Source organism: Shewanella sp. 10N.286.52.C2 (genome assembly GCF_002874545.1).
Lineage (GTDB): Bacteria > Pseudomonadota > Gammaproteobacteria > Enterobacterales > Shewanellaceae > Shewanella.
The window spans coordinates 41,693-61,621 of record NZ_MCTV01000079.1 but is presented as its reverse complement, the minus strand read 5'-3'; the positions used below and the strand labels follow the sequence as shown (position 1 = coordinate 61,621).

The window sequence follows — 19,929 nt, the reverse complement described above, 5'->3', positions numbered from 1 at the left end:
AATGATCACGATAATAAAATATGCTCTGCACGAACTTTTACGATTAATCCAGTATCAAGCTGTACATGGATATCTTCTTTCTTGATGTCAGTGATAACACCAGGTACAGGGTTTTGCCCTAACTTGACACTAACACGTTGTTTTTGCTTAAGCTCGTCAAATTTAGCAGCAACATAATTAATTTTAGGTGCTGCAGGTTTTGCAGGCTTAGCTGGGCGGTCTTTTTTAACCGGTGCTTTAGCTGCAGGTTTTCTTGCTGGCTTTTTAGGGGCCGCTTTAGCCGCTACAGCTTGACGCTTAGCTTTGGCTTTTTCTTGACCTTCTTTCAACGTTTGTTGAGCGTGGTCAATATGTTCTTGCTCCAATTCGCCACAATCTTGACCGTCAAGATCGATACGTTGAACACCCGCTTTAACGCCTTTCAAGTAGCGCCAGCTGCTTGTATAACGTCTAAGTGCTACACGTAATTGTGTTTTACTTACTTTAGAATCATCAGCCAACCTAGCAGCTAAATCTTGAAACAACCCAATTTTTAATGGCTTAGTTTCACCTTCTGCAATAAAGCATAAAGGAAATGTTTCATATAAATACGCTAAAACTGCGTTGGTGTCGGTCAACTTGTCTGTTGATTCCATTTTTACTTCCACGTTATAAAAGGGACTGAGTCTCAGCTTTCTTTGCGAGTACAGTCGTTTATCTTTCGTTAAACAGATCTTGCTTAACGTTCAAATTAGCACTTCTTATTCGATTGCTAAAGCAATTGAAACATGCTTTAACAAATTAACTCACTTAGCTGTAATTTTACAGTAAATAAATTTTATCCATAGCAATGCGCGCTGTTCGGTATTATAAAGCTCATGGCAGCGATTGCGACCCGCAATTTGCTATATTTGGTCGCTAATTAAGCAAATAGGCAAGATTCAAAGCTTTTTACTAGCATTTCTAAGCCTTTTCTATCGTCTGTATCAAAACGATTCAATGATGGGCTATCAATATCTAATACCGCAACTACGTCATTGCCTTGGCGAACAGGGACTACAATTTCAGAATTACTGGCAGCATCACAGGCAATATGTCCTGCAAATTGATGCACATCTGCCACTAATTGTGTTTCATCATTTGCCGCTGCTGTGCCGCATACACCTTTACCGATCACAATACGTGTACAAGCAACTTTTCCTTGAAACGGACCAAGAACGAGTTGTTCTTCACGCTTAATATAGAAGCCAACCCAATTTATATCATCTAAGTTGTCATTTAATAACGCTGAAAAGTTTGCCATTCCTGCAATAAGGTCGTCTTCACCGGTCATTAATGCCAGTACTTGGCGGTTTAATGTGTCATAAAACTCAGCTTTCATTTTCCATCCTAAGTGAGGTTTTTATTATTCTGCAGCCGCTTTTTTAGTGGCTTTTTTGTTTGCTGTTTTGGGTGTAGCCGCTTTAGGCTTTACGATCCCTTTTAATAAATTTGCAAGTTCATCCTTGTTAGATGCAAGATAAAAAGCAAGTTTTTCGACACTATTTTCCTCTATTTCCAGCTCAGCGCCAGAAATAAAAGGCACTAAGTTATCCGCAATGTCGAGCATTTTGTCGTAGGCGTCAGCTTCTTTCTTAGATGTAAACGTCATCTTCTCAACCCCTTCTCTTACCACGACAAACTTTGTTATTACAGCCATGATTAACCTCTTACTGTTTTTATATACAGTGCATAGAGTGTCATAGAACTAACTTCTGATGCAAGTATTCTGATTATTCTGGTATTATTAGGTTTTATTGTAACTTGATAAATAATATTTCCACTGTGTTTTTAATCAAAACAAAGCGTTTTTTATTATTTTATTGCTCATTAATATTTCACTACATGGACGGTTTTCCTTTATCTATGCCGAAAAGTCTTGACCCGAACACCATTATATTATGCCGCTCCTGTGACTTAGCCGTTCAAAAGCGCGCCTTACCGTCTAATGTTCGCGCGTTATGCCCTCGCTGTCATACGGCACTTTATGACGTTCCTTACTGCTCAATCAATGGCATGCTTGCCTTGTGTATCGCGGCATTATTATTTTATATTCCGGCTAACTTTTTACCCATCATAGAAATCAACTTTTTAGGCAGTGTGCGAACAACAACAGTTTTTGAAACGGCTGTGACGGTGTGGCTGCAAGGTTATTGGATAGTTGGCATCGCTGTGATGGCGGCAGCGGTCATTGCCCCGGGATTATTAATTTTATCGATTTTATTACAAGTCACCATAGTTAAACTTAAATTGCACTCCTGTTTTTGGCAAAAGACATATCGCGCACTGCTTAAAAACCATGCGACCTTATCGCAACTTACTATGCTTGAAATTTACGTCATTTCATTTTTAGTAGCTGCGTTTAACTTGTCTGACTTCTCAGATATTTATTTAGGCATGGGCACCTTCTGTTTTTGTATGCTGTTTTTAGTTATCTTATTTTTACAACGGGAATATAATTTAGAACATATGTGGGGAATGGCTTATGAGCGCTAACACTCCTGCGCGGCAAGGAATACAAATCGGTTTTTGTTTATGCACTGTTTGTCAAAAAATCAATAACATCAGTCGTGACCGTTGTAGTCGCTGTGATTCTAAAATCCAAACACGTAATCATGCCAGTTTACAGCAAAGTTGGGCGTTATTGATTACCGCAGCCATTTTGCTGATCCCAGCTAATATCTACCCAATCACTGTGCTCACCAATCAGGGCAAAGTCACCTATGACACCATATTTACTGGTATTGTGCATTTGGTTCACTCTGACATGATCCCTATTGCCATTATTGTCTTTACTGCCAGTATATTGGTGCCTTGGCTAAAAATTATAGGCTTAGCGATTTACTTAATCGCTATTAGCTTTAATCTGCCAGTTTCTAAAAAGAAACTCATGATAGGCTTTCATATTATTGAATGGATTGGCAGATGGTCGATGCTGGATTTATTTGTTATTGCGTTAACTGTCGCCGTCGTTAATATGGGGCAATTACTTGATGCTAAACCCGCACCTGCAGCAACCGCATTTGCGTTAGTCATTTTACTGACTCAGTTAGCAGCAAAGGTATTAGATACTCGTTTACTTTGGGATCGCTTGGAAAAAAACAATGACACAAATTGAATCACCAAAAGTTGTTAAAAAGAAATTATTCTCGCCGATTTGGTTATTACCGATTGTTGCCTTGGCCCTTGGCGCTTGGCTTGGTGTAAAAAGCATCAAAGAATCAGGTATCGAGATTATTGTGCACTTCCCTAATGCCGTTGGTATCGATATCGGTAAAACCTTAGTCAAATACCAAGGTTTGACCGTTGGTAAGGTGACAGATATCAGTATCGACAATGAATTGTCTGGCGTTAATGTCAAAATTATTATGGATTATCGCTCTGAACCATTTCTCAATAAAAATTCCAAGTTCTGGTTGGTCACGCCTAAAGCCAGTATCACTGGTATTGAAGGTTTAGATACCTTGTTTTCAGGCAATTATATTGCCGTTCAACCCGGTGATGGCAGCTCAGCATCTGAATTTGTCGCCTTAAAAGATGCGCCAACTATGCTTCCTGATACTAATGGGGTGCTTATTACGCTGACCACCTCAAAATTAGGCTCACTGGATATCGGCTCAATGGTGTTTTACCGTCAAATACCTGTAGGGAAAGTTGTAAACTATCGCTTAATTGACAGCGATACCATTAATATCAGCACGTTTATCGAGCAACAGTACGCCCATTTAGTGACACAAGAGTCCCAGTTCTGGAACGTGTCAGGTCTAAAAATTGATGCGTCTATGTCGGGCATTAAAGTCAATACCGAAAGCTTGGCATCGCTGCTCGCTGGCGGAATTAGTTTTAATTCAGTCGCTAATTCTGCCGCGGCGCAAAATGGTGACAACTTTGTGCTTTACCCTGATGAAGAAAGTGCTGTCAAAGGCATCGAATTCACTCTGCTAGCCGATAATGCTGATGAGATTAATCAAGGCTCAACGTTAGTTTATCGCGGCATTGATGTGGGTAAGATTCATCAAACCCAACTAACTGAAAACGGCGTGAAGTTTTTAGCTAAGTTTGATAGTCAATACCAACACTTATTAAACGCAGATACCCAATTTTGGATTGCAGGTGCTGATATTTCTTTAGAGGGCGTTAAGCACGCTGCAAGGTTGATCACTGGTAGTGTAGTCAATGTACTACCTGGAGTGAGCGACAACGCGCTGCCACAAGAGTATCAATTACAATCTCAAGCACCGGACCTTATGCAAGCTAGCCAGTTGACCATCAAATTAACGTCTGATGAACACAGTGGTTTAAGCGCTGGGGCTGAGTTGCGTTACAAACAAATGCCTATTGGTGAGATTAGCCAAGTAAAATTATCTGATGACTTTAGCCGTGTTGAATACTCAGTGGACATTCAGCCTGAATATTCATCATTACTCACTGTGGACAGTTATTTTGTGTCTGAATCGGCGCTTGCCATAGATGCCTCCTTAGATGGCGTAAAGGTCAAAACCCGAGATATTAATACCCTGCTTGCTGGCGCTGTATCTTTGGTGCCAGGTAAAGCTAAGGCTGTAGTTAAACCTCAAGCAAAATTTTCGTTATATCAATCTGCTGATCAAGCCTTAACGGCCTTGAATAAATCATCAATGAGTACCTTGGCGCTAGACAGTATTGATGGCGCAGGTTTAGCTCATGGCTCACCGGTTTATTACAAAAAAATGCGTATTGGCTCTGTCTCAGAAGTAAATTGGAACAGTCAAACTGATAAGTTTTCAATCACGGTGGCCATTCAAAAAAGGTTTACTAACTTGGTTCGAAGTAACAGCGTATTTTGGCGAAATGATGCCGCCAGTATCAATGCAAGTTTATCTGGCATTGATGTTGATATCGCTCCATTAGAAGGCGCCTTAAAAGGCAGTATTAGCCTAGGTTTGTTGCCAGAAAACCAACAAGGCAATCAAACTCGTTTATATGATTCTAAAGAGCTGGCCCTAAAACAGGCCAAAGCCATAACACTATCACTACCAGCTGATGCCAAAGTAGCTGCAAAAGCAGCGATTCGTTATCAAGGCCATCAAGTGGGTGTGATCCAACAGGTTAAACTCAATCAAGACTTAGCCAACTTAACCGTGAGTGCTTATCTTTATGGTGAATACGCACAACATTTCACCAAAGAAGACAGTGAATTTTTTGTCGTCGATGCACAAATTTCATTAGTGGGTATTAAAGCGCCAGAAACCTTGATAACCGGCCCTTACATTGGCGTGTTACCTGGCACGTCAGAACGACAAGCAACACAGTTTGATGGTCTCCTAGCTGCGCGTTACGATGCGGATATCGATGAAGATGCATTAAAAGTGACCCTAGTTGATAGTCAGCTTGGTTCGATAAAAATTGGCACCCCAATTTTCTTCAGAGGTATTGCTATTGGGCAAGTGGATGGTTACTCATTATCTTACAATGGCAACCAAGTATTAATGTATTCACACATTGAAAAACAATATGCCCACTTAGTGAATCAAACAAGTCAGTTTTGGGATGCATCAGGTATAAAACTTGAAGTGGGTATTTTCTCTGGCGCTCAAATTGAAACAGGCTCTCTTGAAACGCTGCTTTCAGGTGGCATTTCAGTCGTGACCGAGGAAGTAACGGATAAAACGAATCAATTAGCTCTCGATGAAAGATTTACCCTGCATAACAAAATGAAAGCCGAATGGCGTAAATGGAAACCTGAACAAGTGAAGCCTTTATAACCTTTCTGCGCGTAGATAACATCCAATAAAAAATCGGCATTTGCCGATTTTTTATTGCTCGTTTAATAGCTGTTGTGCTTAGCCATAAAACCAATAACAAACGGCGATGGCAGCCATTATTCCGCCGACGTCTGCCGCTAAGCCACAGCCCAATGCATGGCGGCTATTTCGAATACCGACAGAGCCAAAGTACACCGCAAGTACATAAAAGGTGGTTTCTGTGCTTCCTTGAAAAATCGCCGATAAACGACCCGCAAAAGAGTCTACCCCATGATGCTCCATCGTTTCTAACATCATCGCCCTTGCCCCTGAACCACTAAATGGTTTCATTAACGCCGTAGGCATGGCATCGACAAAACGGCTGTCAAACCCCAACAAGCTCACTAGGCCTGCTATGCCTTGAAGGGCAAAGTCAAGGGCGCCCGATGAGCGCAATAATCCAATGGCGAGTAACATTGCCAACAAATATGGAATTAACATTATTGCTTGGGAAAAACCGCTTTTGGCCCCTTCGACAAACTCATCATAAATGGCGACTTTGCGGTAACCAGCAATCAGGATAAAACTCATAATTAAGGCTAATAATATGCCATTACCTAATACAGTCGATAATGTTCCAATGGCTTCAGCAGATAGGGTTAATAAATAAAACACACCCGCAATTAATATACTAAACAAAGTTGCGCAATAAGCCAGCACCACACTATTGATTAAAGAAATACGCTGAACAATTGCCACGACAGATAAACCCACTAAGGTTGATGCCACTGTGGTTAATAGAATAGGTAAAAACACATCTGCTGGATTGACTGCACCTTGCTGAGCTCGATACAAAAATACCGTCACTGGCACTAAAGTGACTGAGGAAGTATTGAGCACTAAAAACAAGATCTGCGCATTGGTCGCCACGTCTTTATTTGGGTTTAGGCTTTGTAAGTCTTGCATCGCTTTAAGACCAAGCGGCGTAGCTGCATTGTCTAGGCCTAACATGTTTGCGGTGAGATTCATGGTGATACTGCCGTAAGCTTTATGCCCCCTTGGCACCTCTGGCATTAACTTTGATAATAACGGCTCAAATAGTTTAGCAAATACCGTAACCACACCGGCTTTCTCACCCACTTGCATCAGCCCCATCCATAGCGCTAATACACCAATTAAGCCAATGGATATTTCAGCAGCTAACTTAGCGCTACTAAAAATAGCTTTAACCGACTCCCCTAATACCTCAACATGGCCATTAAACAATTGCACGATTATGGCGATTGCTGCCGTTAAGAAAAAAAACAACCAAACTCTATTTAGCACTGAATACTCCGTTATTTTTCACAGCTGTAGTTTTCAACATCATCTGTTAGCGAATGTGTTGGTTGCGCTTTCTTTAACAGGGTGAGCGACACCGTGAAAATGCATGATATAATCTATCGCATTATTACACAGTTGTTTTATCGATATTTTTACTATGGCTCAAATAAATCCGCAATACTTAACCCATATTGCTACAGAACTCCCCGCACATCTTAATATGGACGACTTTATTGCTGCCTGTAATCGTCCTTTACGTAAATCAATCAGAGTAAATACTTTAAAGATTTCCGTGGCGCAATTTACCCAAATAATGACTGATAATGGCTGGCAGTTTGAAGCTATCCCTTGGTGCGCTGAAGGGTTTTGGGTTTCAGTCAGCGATGATGTGCAAATTGGTAATATGATTGAGCATATTCAAGGCTTATTTTATATCCAAGAAGCCAGTTCGATGTTGCCACCTGTTGCGCTGCTACAAAATGATAACCACAGTAAACTGATCCTCGATGTCGCCTCAGCGCCTGGCTCAAAAACGACTCAGTTAGCCGCCTTAATGGATAATCAAGGCTTATTAATTGCTAATGAGTACTCTGCCAGTCGCGTTAAAATTTTGCACGCCAACGTGCTTAGAATGGGCGTAAAGCAATGTGCCCTCACCCATTTTGATGGCAAAGTCTTTGGGGAGTATTTATTTGAAAAGTTTGATGCTGTGTTGCTCGATGCACCATGCGGTGGCGAAGGTACGGTTAGAAAAGACGTTAATGCGCTTAAAAACTGGCAATTAGATGATGTTGTTGATATTGCCGAGACTCAAAAACAGCTGATCCAATCCGCCTTTTTAGCCTTAAAGCCCGGTGGCACATTGGTTTATTCCACTTGCACCTTAAGTCAGCTTGAAAATCAGCAAATTTGTCAATTTTTAAAACAAACCTATGCCGATGCGGTTGAATTTATTCCTCTAACTGATTTATTCCCTGGCGCAGAACAAGCCTGTACCCAAGAAGGTTTTTTACACGTTTGGCCACAAATTTATGATAGCGAAGGTTTCTTCGTCGCTAAAATTGCTAAAACCGCATCTGTTGAACGAATTAAAAAGCAGCCTAAGCCTCAGCGTAACTTCCCGTTTTCTGTTGCGAATGCCAAACAAGTATCCGCCATTGAACAATACTTTAGCACCACTTTTAATCTCACTTTACCTGCAGATCATACGGTGATGATCCGTGATGATGAGTATTGGTTATTTCCAGCTGAATTTAACGATTTCACCGGTTTAATGCGTTATCAACGCATTGGGGTAAAATTGGCCGATGTGATGAAAAAAGGCTTTAAGGTGAAACATGAAGCCATTATCTGCCTTAGGCGCTATATCAGCTCAGACGATAAAATTATCGAACTTGATGCTCAACAAGCGAAAGACTTTTTAATGGGCCGTGATATCGCCACTGATAGCTTTAGCGATTTAGACTTAACCCCAAAGGGCGAAATGATTGTCACTCATCACCACAGTCCATTAGGGGTGGTAAAGCATTTAGGCCATAGATTGAAAAATAATTTACCAAGAGAATTGGTAAAAGATAAAATAGAGTAGATACACTTTATTGCCGATAATTCAGCGACTTTTATCGTTTAACAATTATCAGTAGGCGCTAGTTGTTAAGCTATTGCGGCATAAAACACTGACCGGTTGCGCGATTTTTAGGCAAAGTATGATTAACGGGTCTATACTGAGAAGTAAGATTTTTAGTGAAATTGGTTTTCGACAGTAGCGCAAGGCTCTTTTCTAAAAGAGCCGTTCCCCTAGACCCAGAACAATTGGATAGTTTTGGGTCTCTTTTTGCCTAAAATTCAGCCTAAACTTAATATCAAAATTTACCACAAAAGCGTAAGTTAACGCTTGGCTAATATTGCAGCCTCTTTGAACAAGTTAAAAAAGTTCTCCGTGGTATATTCGGCTAAATCGATATATTTCTCACCCCGTAACTCGGCAACAAACTCAGCAACATCTCGCACAAAAGCTGGTTGGTTTTCTTGCCCTCTGTGCGGTACTGGCGCTAAATACGGTGAGTCAGTTTCAACCAGTAGCCTGTCTTTAGGTACTTTACGGATCACGCTACGAAGTTCACCGGCATTTTTAAAAGTGACAATACCTGACACTGAGATATAAAAACCTAAATCAATCGCTGCTTTGGCCATTTCCCAGTTTTCAGTAAAACAATGCAATACCCCACCCACTTTGTCTGCGTGGCCAGCTTTTAGCATGTTAATAGTATCTTCGCGGGCATCACGAGTGTGAACAATCAGCGGCTTATTCACCTCTACGGCTAAGGCTATTTGTTGTTCAAAGCATTGTTGCTGCAATACTTTCGTTTCAGGGGCATAAAAATAATCAAGGCCAGTTTCACCAATTGCCACGACTTTTTGATCAGTGGCAAATTGCTTTATTTCACTGACATTGAGACCGTCTTTAACGTCAAGTGGATGCACCCCTGATGATAAGAATATATTATCAAAGTCGGCCATTTTATCGCGCATGGCTTCAAAACCTTGCTGGCGAACATTAACACAAAGAAGATATTCAACCCCGCGAGATTTTGCAGCATCTACAATAGCGTGCAAACTAGCTTGATCTGGCGCGGATTTTAAGCGGTCTAGATGACAGTGAGAGTCGATTAACATGATGATTCTTTAAAGGCTTAAACAAGCCAGCAAGAATACCTAGGGGAGGATTATCTTTCAAGCTGATTTTCATATCAGCAGTTACCACAGTTTAATCAAAGGTTAGATTTGGTTTTGACATTTTTTGTTTAACTTAATTGTATTAGCCAAATAAAACCTATGATAGAGGAAGAACCTTTACAGTACCCTTGTTTAACTATTACATGGTACAAGTCATGTCACTTGAAGATAACTGAGTAGAAAGCAGCTTTTCAATATGATGTTTATGACTTTCAGGATCGGTTTTTATTTTTACGCCAATACCCGCAGGTCGGCCGCCTGATGCACCAAGTGGATTAATCCACACCACCACACCTTGAAAATCAGCCATTTGTGAAGTACCTGGCAACTTATAAGCTATGGATAACTCCTGACCTAGAAAGTGGCTTTCTGTGGTCGAAATAAACAAACCCGCAGGTTTAATGAATGGCATATATGCTCTGTACAACTGGTGCAGAGTATCAAAATTTACAACAAGATCGGTCATAGTGTAATTCTATTGTCTGTAATGAATAAGTTGTCTAAATTCAAGAATGTAGTCTTGACATAATGCAGGCGCGTTTATACTCGCCATCGTCGCTAATTTTTGGCACATTTGCGCGACTTTCGATGAGAAACCAATGATGTTACTCGCAGCTAATGCGTCGAGCTCTTTACTTTTTAACACATATTGCCTTAAGTACAAATATAAAACATTAAGTGCATCAATAATTTGTTGCTCTGATAACTTAATTAAACTGCCAGTCAAATGTCCTGATTTAATACTGTTTGCCCAATCGACTCGATATTGCAGTAGTTGTTGGTAATGTTGATTACCTAGGCTTTCAGCTAATTTCAACGGCCCACCAATCATACTTAAACACCAAGTCACATCATGGGCTTTCTCGCCATAAGGAGGTTGTGGTAATAATTGATGGGAAGACAGCCAAGCTAATACTTGGCGTCTATCAGGGGCATTAAAGGCCACATTCTGGCAGCGACTTTTAATGGTTGCTAACAATCTTGAAGGCACGTCTGTTTGTAAAATAATTAAAATATTATTACCCGGCTCTTCTAAGGTTTTTAATAACGCATTGGCTGACGCTAAATTAAATTGCTCGCAGTTTTGAATAATGGCGACACGTTGACCGCCTTGCTGGGCTGTGACCGTTAATTTTTGACATAAGTCGCGAATTTGATCGACCTTGATTTGATTGCCATCAGCTTTAATCACATGACAATCAGGGTGTGTTCCCGCTTTAAATAACAGACAGCTTTTACATTGACCGCATGCCCCAACAGGGGTTAAGTTTTGGCACATGGCGGCATGGGCCATTTCATGAGCAAATAAATACCCTCCTAGACCGGTATCTATGGTTAACAGTTGTGCGTGAGCACTATGCCCGTTTGCTAACTCATTTAAGAATCGCTGAAACGGTTCATCTAACCAGGGCAACTGATTTAATCCAAAAGCTTGCATCAATGACTCACTTTACGCTGTTTTAATCAAGGTCATTACCATTACACAAGATTCGCTGCTAATGCGACTCGGATCTGTTCATGGACTTGATCAATGGGTTTACTAGCATCAATAACTAAAATTGAGCTATCTTCAGCAGCAAACGCTAAAAAGGTTTCTCGAGCACGAATAAAGAAATCCAATTCTTGTTGCTCGATGCGATCTAACTCACCACGTTTGGCTGCGCGGGCTAAGCCTAATTGCGGTTCAATATCTAAATAAAGGGTTAAATCGGGCTTGAAGCCCTGTAAACAAGCATCACTAATGGATTTTACTAATGGCATTAATCCTCTACCGCCGCCTTGGTAAGCTAACGACGAGAGGTTATGTCTATCGCCTAATACCCAAGTTCCGTTGGCTAAAGCGGGCTTAATGACATTTGAAATTAACTGAGTACGGGCTGCGTAAAACAGTAAACATTCAGCCTCATCACACAGTGGATCACTATCATCAGCAATTTTGACTAAATCTCTAATTTTTTCTGCTAATGGCGTACCGCCTGGCTCACGGGTGCATATTGGCACTTGATGACAATGGTCTGTAATAATTTGCTTTACTAATTCAACTGCGCTGGACTTACCCGCGCCTTCTAATCCTTCAATTGTAATGAATTTAGCGTTGTTTTTACTCATTTTCTATTTCTCTGATATTCGTTAACTGCACGGTTATGTTGTGCAAGTGTCTTTGAAAAAACATGGCTGCCATCATTTCTTGAGACAAAGTATAAATAATCGACTTCAGCAGGTTTTGCTGCTGCAAACAAAGCAGCTTTACTTGGCGCTGCAATCGGTGTTGGCGGTAAACCATTTATACGATAAGTATTAAATGCCGTGTGTTCTCGTAAATCACTGCGAGTGATATTACCTTGGTAGCGATCGCCCATGCCATAAATAACGGTCGGATCTGTTTGAAGACGCATGCCTAATTTTAAGCGATTATTAAATACTGCAGCGACCCAATCGCGCTCTTCTGGCTTGCCTGTTTCTTTTTCGATGATTGAAGCAATGATCAATAACTCATAGGGTGTTTTTAGTTTAAGATCTTTATCGCGCTGTTGCCACGCAGCCTCTAAAGTGGTTTGCATTAATGTATAACTGCGTTGCAGCACCGACTCTAAACTATCGCCTGCATGATATTGATAGGTCTCAGGGAAAAACTTACCTTCTGGTAAATTTGAATCGTCACCATTTTTCAATAACACTCGATTGAACACTTGCTCATCAAAAGTTAGATGCGGTGATGTGGCCAACACTTGTTGCCATTCCTTAATGGTCTTGCCTTCGATTAACGTTACTGAAAAGCTGATTTGGTCACCCGAATTAATCTTATTCAGTAAAGAGGCCAAGCTGTCACCCGGCTCAATTTGATATAAGCCTGTTTTGATATGGGCATATTCAGGTTTAAGCTTAACCAGATATTTTAATTTCCAGCTATCTGTTAGCCATTGTTTATGCTCTAAATCTTTAGCAAGCTTGGTGACATTCATGCCCTGTGAAATAGTTAACTCAACAGGCGCATCGACGGTGAGAGTCTGATTGGGATAAGCAATTATCTGTTGATATCCCCAGTAACCGACAATGCAAGCCACTGTGGTTAGGGTCATCAAAAATGCGAGTAAAACGGTCAGTATTTTTTTCATATTAGAGTGATAATTGTAACTGTTTAATTAAGTTATGGCTCATAGGCCAGCTGGAATATTGGTTATCATCAAGATGATTAATATTAACAACGCCCAACAGGCTGTTGCTGATAAAAACATGATCTGCTTGCTTAAGCCTGGATAAGCTGATTGGTTCAGCATAAACGTTAATGTTGTTTTCTAATAACGCGATAATAACTTGTTGTCGCATCACCCCTGATACACCGCTGTGGCTGATTGCTGGGGTATAAACATTTTGGCCTTCTACAATAAAGACATTGGCCATTGATGATTCAACCACATTGCCATCGGTGTCAAGTACCAGCCAGTCATCGCAACCTTGTGGTAATAGGTTTTGCTTTATCAGCACTTGCTCAAGCCGATTAAGGTGTTTCATCCCAGCAAGTATTGGTTGGCGCGCTAAGCTAATCGCCGCTAAAGATAAACTGATCCCCTGCTGTTGCCATTGCTGATAGTGAGCGGGAAAATCATGTAAGGAAATGACGCTTGTTTGCTCCACAATGTCTGGGGCACTGTAACCTCGACCACCTACACCGCGGCTAATGAGTATTTTGATACAGCCTTGGTTTAAAACCTGGCCGTGCTGCTCAAGCTGATTTATTAACTCAAGTTGATTTTGTAATGCAAAGCCCAAACGCAAACATGCTTGCTGCAATCGCTCAATATGTTCATCAATGAATAACACCTTACCCTGTAACACACGCATGGTGGCAAATGCACCATCACCGTAGGCTAAACCTCTATCCAGTGGGTTAATTTGCTGTTGTGGTAATCCATTAACAAATACTGATGCCATTCTCGTTCCTGAGTGTTATCTGACTGCCAGCTTGATATTAGCATGTCGATTCAAGCGGTTTTACACAAAAGAATGGCCCCATTTGTAGGAGCCTTTCTGTGTCATCATTTTATCTTAATACAATTTTAATCCGCAAAACACGGCTATATTAAGCGTGCTAATATCTAGCGTGCCAATAAATGCTGTATTCTTGCTTTAAGAATATCGGTTGCAATACGGTTTTTACCACCACGAGGCACGATAATGTCAGCATGTTGCTTAGATGGCTCAATAAATTGTAAAAACATCGGCCTAACGGTCGCTTTATACTGAGAAATCACAGATTCCATGGTACGCCCGCGCTCAGCAACATCACGTGATAGACGACGTAAAAAACAGATATCTAACGGCGTATCCATAAATACACTGGCATCCATTAATTCACGCAGTTTAGGATCCGTTAATAATAAGATACCTTCTAAAATAATCACCTTTTTAGGTTGCATATCTAAGGTCTTGCCAATACGAGTATGTTCCTTATAGCTGTAGCAAGGAATATCAACCGACTCGCCTCGTTTTAGCTGTTTTAGATGCTCAGCCAACAACTGATGATCCAATGCTTTAGGGTGGTCATAATTGGTTTTAACACGATCTTCCATTGATAAATGGCTCTGGTCGCGATAATAGGCATCTTCATTGATTACGCCAATTTGGTCGGTACCTAAATCACGCTTTAACTCTTCAAAAATAGTTTGAGCAATTAAACTTTTACCTGATGCTGACGCACCCGCGATACCGATAATGACACATTGCGGAGAATTCATTATTTAAAACCTTACTCGTCGTCTGAAATACTAATTGATACTGTCTTTTTACTTTGTTGTTTGGCTAGTTGAGCCCCAACTTTACGAGCGATCTCACGATAAATCCCTGCCACTTCAGAATCAGGCTGACTCACAACTGCAGGGTTACCTTCATCCATTGATTCACGAATGTTGATATTAAGCGGCAAAGCACCTAATAACGGTACTTCATAACGCTCGGCAATTATACTGCCACCATGAGTACCAAATGGGTGTTCTTTATGGCCACATTCTGGACATAAATGAAAACTCATGTTCTCAATAATCCCTAACACTGGGATATCCACTTTTTGGAACATGGTAATGCCTTTTTTCGCATCTTCAAGGGCAATATCTTGCGGTGTAGTCACCACAACCGTGCCACTCACAGGAAATTTTTGCGAAAGGGTTAATTGGATATCACCGGTTCCAGGTGGTAAATCGATAACCAAATAATCAAGTTCTGGCCACTGGGTTTCAGTTAATAACTGATTTAAAGCACCGGCCGCCATTGGGCCACGCCATACTGCAGCTTCGCCATCACCTAACATAAAGCCGATTGATTGGGCAGTAATGCCATGAGCACTGGCTGCGGTCATCATTTTCCCGTCAGGTGAAGTCGGTTTAAAACCTTGTAAACCCAGCATCATAGGAATTGAAGGACCGTAAATGTCAGCATCTAAGATGCCCACTTCAGCACCTTCTGCTTTTAAAGCTAATGCAAGGTTAACTGCCGTGGTTGATTTACCCACGCCGCCTTTACCTGAAGCCACAGCAATGACTTGCTTAATATTTGGCAATGGCGCTACAGAGCTAACCGCAGAAAATACTCTTGGCTGAAAATCAATTTCGCACTCTACTTCATCAATAGCATCAAGTACGGCTAATTTTTTAGTCACATCCATGACAGTATCACGATATTGCGTCATACATGGGTATGGATAAACTAACCCAAGTGATAAACGTTTGCCTTCAATTGAAAGCTTAGTGACACAACCTGCAGATACAAGCCCTTCGGCTAAATATGGATCTTGATATGCATCTAAAATACTCAACACGGGACCTAATAGGTCAGCACTTAATTGATAATCTGTATGCGAAGTAGACAAAAGCAGAACTCCCAGCGATAAATTTGTTCAAGTGTACCAGAATTCAAGAAAAATGAGCGCAAATTTAGCCCATTTTGTTGTTGTTTGATGAAATAATCACTTTGATCGGTTAGTATCATCAACATATATTTGGTGTAATCGATTGTTGAGACAAAATGACAAATTCACAACGTAAAATTCTGGTGACAAGTGCCCTCCCATATGCAAATGGTCCTATCCATTTAGGTCATATGCTTGAGTATATTCAAACTGATATTTGGTCTCGTTACCAAAAACTTCGTGGACATGAATGTCACTATATTTGTGCAGATGATGCCCATGGCACCCCAATCATGCTGAAAGCCCAACAACTGGGTATTACACCAGAAGAAATGATTGCTCAAGTTCAAAAAGAACATGAACAAGATTTCGCTGATTTCAATATCAACTTTGATAACTTCCATAGCACGCACTGTAAAGAAAACTGTGAGCTTGCCAGCGATATTTATCTGAAGTTGCGTGATGGTGGTTACATTAAAACCAAAACCATTTCTCAATTATTCGATCCTGAAAAAGAAATGTTTTTACCAGACCGCTTTGTCAAAGGCACTTGCCCGAAATGTAAGAGTGAAGATCAATATGGTGATAACTGCGATAACTGTGGTGCGACTTATAGCACCACAGATTTAATCAATCCTTACTCGGTCGTGTCAGGTGCTACGCCAGTAATGAAGGACAGTGAACATTTCTTCTTTGACTTACCTGCATTTGAAACCATGTTAAGTGAATGGCTTGCATCAGGTTCACTACAACCTGAAATCGCCAACAAGCTAAGAGAATGGTTCGAACAAGGTCTGCAGCAATGGGATATTTCCCGTGATGCGCCTTATTTTGGTTTTGAAATACCAGAGCAACCAGGTAAGTTTTTCTACGTATGGTTAGACGCACCTATCGGTTACATGGGCTCGTTTAAAAACTTATGTGATAAACGTGGTGACCTTGATTTTGACGAATTTTGGAAAAAAGACTCTACAACAGAGCTTTATCACTTCATTGGTAAAGATATTGTCAACTTCCACGGTTTATTTTGGCCTGCAGTGCTAGATGGCGCGGGTATTCGTAAACCTACTGCTGTTTATGCACATGGTTATGTTACGGTAAATGGTGCCAAAATGTCTAAGTCAAAAGGCACGTTTATTAAAGCGCGTACTTATTTAGATAATTTAGATCCTGAGTATCTTCGCTATTACTACGCGGCGAAATTAAACAGCCGTGTTGATGACTTAGATTTAAATCTAGAAGACTTCGCACAGCGAGTGAACTCTGATCTAGTTGGTAAATTAGTGAACTTAGCTTCACGTACCGCTGGTTTTATCAGTAAACGTTTTGACGGCAAGTTAGCTAAAATCAACGATATGACTTTGACTGAGGCCTTTTTAGCTAAACAGGATATCATTGCTGATTTATATGAGACTCGTGAGTTTGGTAAAGCGATGCGCGAAATTATGGCTTTAGCTGACATGGCAAATGCCTATGTTGCTGATGCCGCGCCTTGGCAGTTAATCAAACAAGAAGACAAGCAAGATGAAGCCCATCAAGTGTGTAGCAATGCACTTAACTTGTTCCGCATCTTAGTCACTTACCTTAAACCGGTACTACCTAAGCTAGCTGACAATGTTGAAGCTTTCTTACAGACGCCATTAACATGGGATAATTTAGCTGTAGATCTAGCTGGCCATGAAATTGCTAAGTTTAAAGCATTAATACAGCGCATTGAAATGAAAAGCATTGAAGCTATCATTGAGGCATCAACTGAAAACTTACAAGTAACTGCAAGTAAAGTGACTGATGCTGCGCCGGAAGCTACTCAAACTGAGCTTGAGAAAGAGCCCCTAAGCCCTGAAATTACTTTTGATGATTTTGCCAAAGTTGATTTGCGTATCGCGCTTATTTCAAAAGCTGAGCATATTGAAAAAGCCAATAAACTACTCCGTTTAGAGTTAGATTTAGGCGGCGAAACCAAGCAGGTTTTTGCAGGCATTAAATCTGCTTACGCACCAGAAGATTTGATTGGCAAACACACTGTGATGGTTGCCAACCTTGCACCACGTAAAATGAAGTTCGGTGAATCTGAAGGCATGGTATTAGCCGCCGGCCCTGGTGGAAAAGATATCTGGATTTTAGAGCCTCATGCAGGCGCGAAACCTGGCATGCGAGTCATGTAATTAGCAACAAAGCTTGAATAGTAAGGCCATCAAAAGATGGCCTTTTTTATGGCACTAGCACTCAGATTTTAGGCTGAGATTTATACTAGACTTTGAGATGGTTTTTGACTTGGATTTTGACAATCATCAGAGCTATCACAAGGCGCCTCTTTGGCAAAGTTACGGCTATTATAAGCCTCTGTATCTGCTTCAATGGCTTGCTTCATTCGCTCTTCGTAAAGCATAAACAGACTGATGAAATCATTGCCATAGCGTTCACCTTCAGGTCGCTTCAACCATTCTTTATATAAGGCATCTGCCGCTTCTTTTTCAACTCTTTGATATGTTAGCTTTTGCTGACTGACTAACTCATCAGAAAATCCCATTGCCCGCATCGACGCCGCACCAACTTTCAGGGCGGAGTGGAAGGTTTCTGACTCGACAAAATCTGCGCCAGCTTCTCGCAATAAGTGCCCATGACCACGGTCAAAAGCACGGCTGATGACTTTAAGCTGTGGGTATTTATGTTTAAGGTACTTAACCAACTCAATACTACTTTGCTGATCATCAATGGCAATGACAAAGGCGGCAGCGTTGGCAACACCTGCTGTTTCTAATAAATCAGGCCTGGTGGCATCACCATAAAAGGCTTTGGTTTTGATTTTTCTCAATGTATCCACTTGGGATGCCTGACGGTCTAGTACAACCGTTTTCACCCCGTTAGATAACAGTAATCGATTGACTATTTGACCAAAACGACCGATACCGGCAATGATCACCACACCTTGCTCATCAACCGTATCTTGTTCCCGCTCGTTTGAGTTCTTTTCATATTTGGGCACAATAAACTTTTCATAGAAGATGAATAAGCCTGGAGTCAAAAACATCGACAAGGCAACCACAATAGATAATGGCTGGGCGATATGAATGGGTAATACATCATTTTGTTGGCTAAAGCTCAATAACACAAAACCGAATTCACCCGCTTGAGCGAGACTTAGGGTAAACAGCCACCTATCACTACCTGTAATTCGGAATATAAAAGACAATATAAATAACACCAATGCCTTTAAAAACATCACCCCAAAAGTAATGGCTAAAATGGCTCCTAGATATTGCCATAAGATGTCAAAATCAATCCCCGCCCCCACGGTAATGAAAAATAGCCCCAGTAATAAACCTTTAAACGGCGCAATATTCGCCTCAAGTTCATGCTTAAACTCACTATTAGCCAGTACCACACCTGCTAAAAATGTGCCTAAAGCAGGTGAAACCTCAACCAAACTCATTAATGCCGCAATGCCAATAACTAACAATAATGCCGCAGCAGTTGAAATCTCTCTGACACCAGAATCTGCAACAAATTTAAAAATGGGTCGAGTTAAATAATGGCCGCCAAAAATAACAAAAGCGATTGAGAGCACTAAAACGATGGCATACACACCACTGGAGAGTTCAGCCACCAAGGATAACTCTTCATGATGGGCTGCTGCCTCAGACACCGCTGTTTGTGTCACTGCGACTAATTCAGGTAACGCTAGCAATGGGATTAACGCCAACATGGGGATCACGGCAATATCTTGAAACAGAAGCACTGAGAATGCATTTCGACCGGCAGGCGTTTTAATTAAGCCTTTTTCATTAAAGGTCTGCAATACAATTGCTGTTGAAGACAATGAAAAAATCAAACCTATGGTTAATGCGATTGACCATTGAATATCAAATAACATCGCAATGGCCATCACACCGCCCACTGACAAGCCAACTTGTAAGCCGCCCATGCCAATAAGACGATGCCGCATGGACCACAGCATTTTAGGCTCTAACTCTAAGCCCACCAGAAATAACATCATCACTACACCAAATTCAGCAAAATGCTGAATGGTGCTGGTTTCACTGCCAACAAGGCCGATGATGGGACCAATGACCAGTCCGGCAATTAAATAGCCAAGCACTGAGCCAAGCCCTAAACGCTGAGCCAATGGTACGGCGATAACTGCAGCTGATAAATATATAAACGCTTGTAAAAAATACTCAGTCATCCATTTATTCCTTATCTGTAGTTATTTTGCGCTCAGGTGAC

At 41.1% G+C, this 19,929-nt stretch carries 18 protein-coding genes; 5 read left to right on the top strand and 13 right to left on the bottom strand.

The genetic code is table 11. The annotated features are described in order from the left end of the window. Positions 1–5: 5 nt before the first annotated feature. From proQ to BCU94_RS19210, 3 genes are all read right to left on the bottom strand, one after another. Positions 6–635: an RNA chaperone ProQ gene (proQ, locus tag BCU94_RS19220; protein WP_102437829.1), complete on the bottom strand. Its 630-nt coding sequence runs from the start codon at positions 633–635 to the stop codon at positions 6–8. Between the two features lie 266 nt (positions 636–901). Beyond that, on the bottom strand, positions 902–1,360 hold the full coding sequence (locus BCU94_RS19215; protein WP_102437831.1) for a GAF domain-containing protein: 459 nt from the start codon (positions 1,358–1,360) through the stop codon (positions 902–904). 24 nt (positions 1,361–1,384) lie between these two features. Then, entirely contained in the window at positions 1,385–1,678 is a 294-nt protein-coding gene (locus BCU94_RS19210) for a YebG family protein (protein WP_102437833.1), read from the bottom strand. Positions 1,679–1,884: 206 nt separating this feature from the next. Here BCU94_RS19210 and BCU94_RS19205 point away from each other — a divergent pair, with 206 nt between their 5' ends. The 3 genes from BCU94_RS19205 to BCU94_RS19195 are packed head-to-tail and all read left to right on the top strand — an operon-like array spanning position 1,885 to position 5,762. After that, complete coding sequence (locus BCU94_RS19205) at positions 1,885–2,514, top strand: paraquat-inducible protein A (RefSeq protein ID WP_102437903.1); 630 nt, start codon at positions 1,885–1,887, stop codon at positions 2,512–2,514. Continuing rightward, entirely contained in the window at positions 2,504–3,136 is a 633-nt protein-coding gene (locus tag BCU94_RS19200) for a paraquat-inducible protein A (protein ID WP_102477255.1), read from the top strand. Before BCU94_RS19205 ends, BCU94_RS19200 begins: the two co-directional genes overlap by 11 nt. Next, on the top strand, positions 3,123–5,762 hold the full coding sequence (locus BCU94_RS19195; protein WP_102477254.1) for an MlaD family protein: 2,640 nt from the start codon (positions 3,123–3,125) through the stop codon (positions 5,760–5,762). Before BCU94_RS19200 ends, BCU94_RS19195 begins: the two co-directional genes overlap by 14 nt. Positions 5,763–5,840: 78 nt before the next feature. Here BCU94_RS19195 and BCU94_RS19190 read toward each other — a convergent pair whose 3' ends face one another. Beyond that, positions 5,841–7,067 (bottom strand): spore maturation protein, encoded by a 1,227-nt coding sequence (locus BCU94_RS19190; protein WP_102477253.1) that lies wholly within the window; start codon positions 7,065–7,067, stop codon positions 5,841–5,843. Between the two features lie 154 nt (positions 7,068–7,221). On the opposite strand from BCU94_RS19190, the gene rsmF reads away from it, so the two are divergent. Further along, the gene (gene rsmF, locus BCU94_RS19185; RefSeq protein ID WP_102437841.1) at positions 7,222–8,652 is read left to right on the top strand and encodes a 16S rRNA (cytosine(1407)-C(5))-methyltransferase RsmF; all 1,431 of its coding nucleotides are present in this window, start codon (positions 7,222–7,224) and stop codon (positions 8,650–8,652) included. 299 nt (positions 8,653–8,951) lie between these two features. Here the strand turns inward: rsmF and BCU94_RS19180 are convergent, their stop codons facing one another. From BCU94_RS19180 to apbC, 8 genes are all read right to left on the bottom strand, one after another. Then, positions 8,952–9,740 (bottom strand): YchF/TatD family DNA exonuclease, encoded by a 789-nt coding sequence (locus BCU94_RS19180; RefSeq protein ID WP_102477252.1) that lies wholly within the window; start codon positions 9,738–9,740, stop codon positions 8,952–8,954. 199 nt (positions 9,741–9,939) lie between these two features. Next, positions 9,940–10,266 carry a PilZ domain-containing protein gene (locus BCU94_RS19175; protein WP_076536275.1) on the bottom strand — a complete coding sequence of 109 codons (327 nt, stop codon included), beginning with the start codon at positions 10,264–10,266 and terminating at the stop codon, positions 9,940–9,942. Positions 10,267–10,275: 9 nt separating this feature from the next. Next, positions 10,276–11,238, bottom strand: coding sequence for a DNA polymerase III subunit delta' (gene holB, locus BCU94_RS19170; protein ID WP_102437845.1), 963 nt, complete (start codon positions 11,236–11,238; stop codon positions 10,276–10,278). Between the two features lie 41 nt (positions 11,239–11,279). Further along, on the bottom strand, positions 11,280–11,909 hold the full coding sequence (gene tmk, locus BCU94_RS19165; RefSeq protein WP_102477251.1) for a dTMP kinase: 630 nt from the start codon (positions 11,907–11,909) through the stop codon (positions 11,280–11,282). Next, positions 11,906–12,916 (bottom strand): endolytic transglycosylase MltG, encoded by a 1,011-nt coding sequence (gene mltG, locus BCU94_RS19160; RefSeq protein WP_102437848.1) that lies wholly within the window; start codon positions 12,914–12,916, stop codon positions 11,906–11,908. Before mltG ends, tmk begins: the two co-directional genes overlap by 4 nt. A gap of 1 nt (position 12,917) precedes the next feature. Then, on the bottom strand, positions 12,918–13,733 hold the full coding sequence (pabC, locus tag BCU94_RS19155; RefSeq protein ID WP_102477250.1) for an aminodeoxychorismate lyase: 816 nt from the start codon (positions 13,731–13,733) through the stop codon (positions 12,918–12,920). Positions 13,734–13,897: 164 nt separating this feature from the next. Then, the gene (gene udk, locus BCU94_RS19150) at positions 13,898–14,536 is read right to left on the bottom strand and encodes a uridine kinase (RefSeq protein ID WP_102437854.1); all 639 of its coding nucleotides are present in this window, start codon (positions 14,534–14,536) and stop codon (positions 13,898–13,900) included. Between the two features lie 11 nt (positions 14,537–14,547). Further along, the gene (gene apbC, locus BCU94_RS19145; protein WP_102477249.1) at positions 14,548–15,663 is read right to left on the bottom strand and encodes an iron-sulfur cluster carrier protein ApbC; all 1,116 of its coding nucleotides are present in this window, start codon (positions 15,661–15,663) and stop codon (positions 14,548–14,550) included. A 155-nt stretch (positions 15,664–15,818) separates the two neighbouring features. On the opposite strand from apbC, the gene metG reads away from it, so the two are divergent. Continuing rightward, a complete protein-coding gene (metG, locus tag BCU94_RS19140; protein ID WP_102477248.1) occupies positions 15,819–17,867 on the top strand; it encodes a methionine--tRNA ligase in 2,049 nt (682 codons plus the stop codon). Positions 17,868–17,947: 80 nt separating this feature from the next. Here the strand turns inward: metG and BCU94_RS19135 are convergent, their stop codons facing one another. Continuing rightward, a complete protein-coding gene (locus BCU94_RS19135; protein WP_102477247.1) occupies positions 17,948–19,888 on the bottom strand; it encodes a monovalent cation:proton antiporter-2 (CPA2) family protein in 1,941 nt (646 codons plus the stop codon). Positions 19,889–19,929: the final 41 nt, after the last annotated feature.

Coding starts and splice junctions, on each gene's coding strand:
- proQ (WP_102437829.1), bottom strand. CDS start 635: ATGGAATCAACAGACAAGTTGACCGACACCAACGCAGTTTTAGCGTAT.
- BCU94_RS19215 (WP_102437831.1), bottom strand. CDS start 1,360: ATGAAAGCTGAGTTTTATGACACATTAAACCGCCAAGTACTGGCATTA.
- BCU94_RS19210 (WP_102437833.1), bottom strand. CDS start 1,678: ATGGCTGTAATAACAAAGTTTGTCGTGGTAAGAGAAGGGGTTGAGAAG.
- BCU94_RS19205 (WP_102437903.1), top strand. CDS start 1,885: ATGCCGAAAAGTCTTGACCCGAACACCATTATATTATGCCGCTCCTGT.
- BCU94_RS19200 (WP_102477255.1), top strand. CDS start 2,504: ATGAGCGCTAACACTCCTGCGCGGCAAGGAATACAAATCGGTTTTTGT.
- BCU94_RS19195 (WP_102477254.1), top strand. CDS start 3,123: ATGACACAAATTGAATCACCAAAAGTTGTTAAAAAGAAATTATTCTCG.
- rsmF (WP_102437841.1), top strand. CDS start 7,222: ATGGCTCAAATAAATCCGCAATACTTAACCCATATTGCTACAGAACTC.
- BCU94_RS19180 (WP_102477252.1), bottom strand. CDS start 9,740: ATGTTAATCGACTCTCACTGTCATCTAGACCGCTTAAAATCCGCGCCA.
- BCU94_RS19175 (WP_076536275.1), bottom strand. CDS start 10,266: ATGACCGATCTTGTTGTAAATTTTGATACTCTGCACCAGTTGTACAGA.
- holB (WP_102437845.1), bottom strand. CDS start 11,238: ATGCAAGCTTTTGGATTAAATCAGTTGCCCTGGTTAGATGAACCGTTT.
- tmk (WP_102477251.1), bottom strand. CDS start 11,909: ATGAGTAAAAACAACGCTAAATTCATTACAATTGAAGGATTAGAAGGC.
- mltG (WP_102437848.1), bottom strand. CDS start 12,916: ATGAAAAAAATACTGACCGTTTTACTCGCATTTTTGATGACCCTAACC.
- pabC (WP_102477250.1), bottom strand. CDS start 13,733: ATGGCATCAGTATTTGTTAATGGATTACCACAACAGCAAATTAACCCA.
- udk (WP_102437854.1), bottom strand. CDS start 14,536: ATGAATTCTCCGCAATGTGTCATTATCGGTATCGCGGGTGCGTCAGCA.
- metG (WP_102477248.1), top strand. CDS start 15,819: ATGACAAATTCACAACGTAAAATTCTGGTGACAAGTGCCCTCCCATAT.
- BCU94_RS19135 (WP_102477247.1), bottom strand. CDS start 19,888: ATGACTGAGTATTTTTTACAAGCGTTTATATATTTATCAGCTGCAGTT.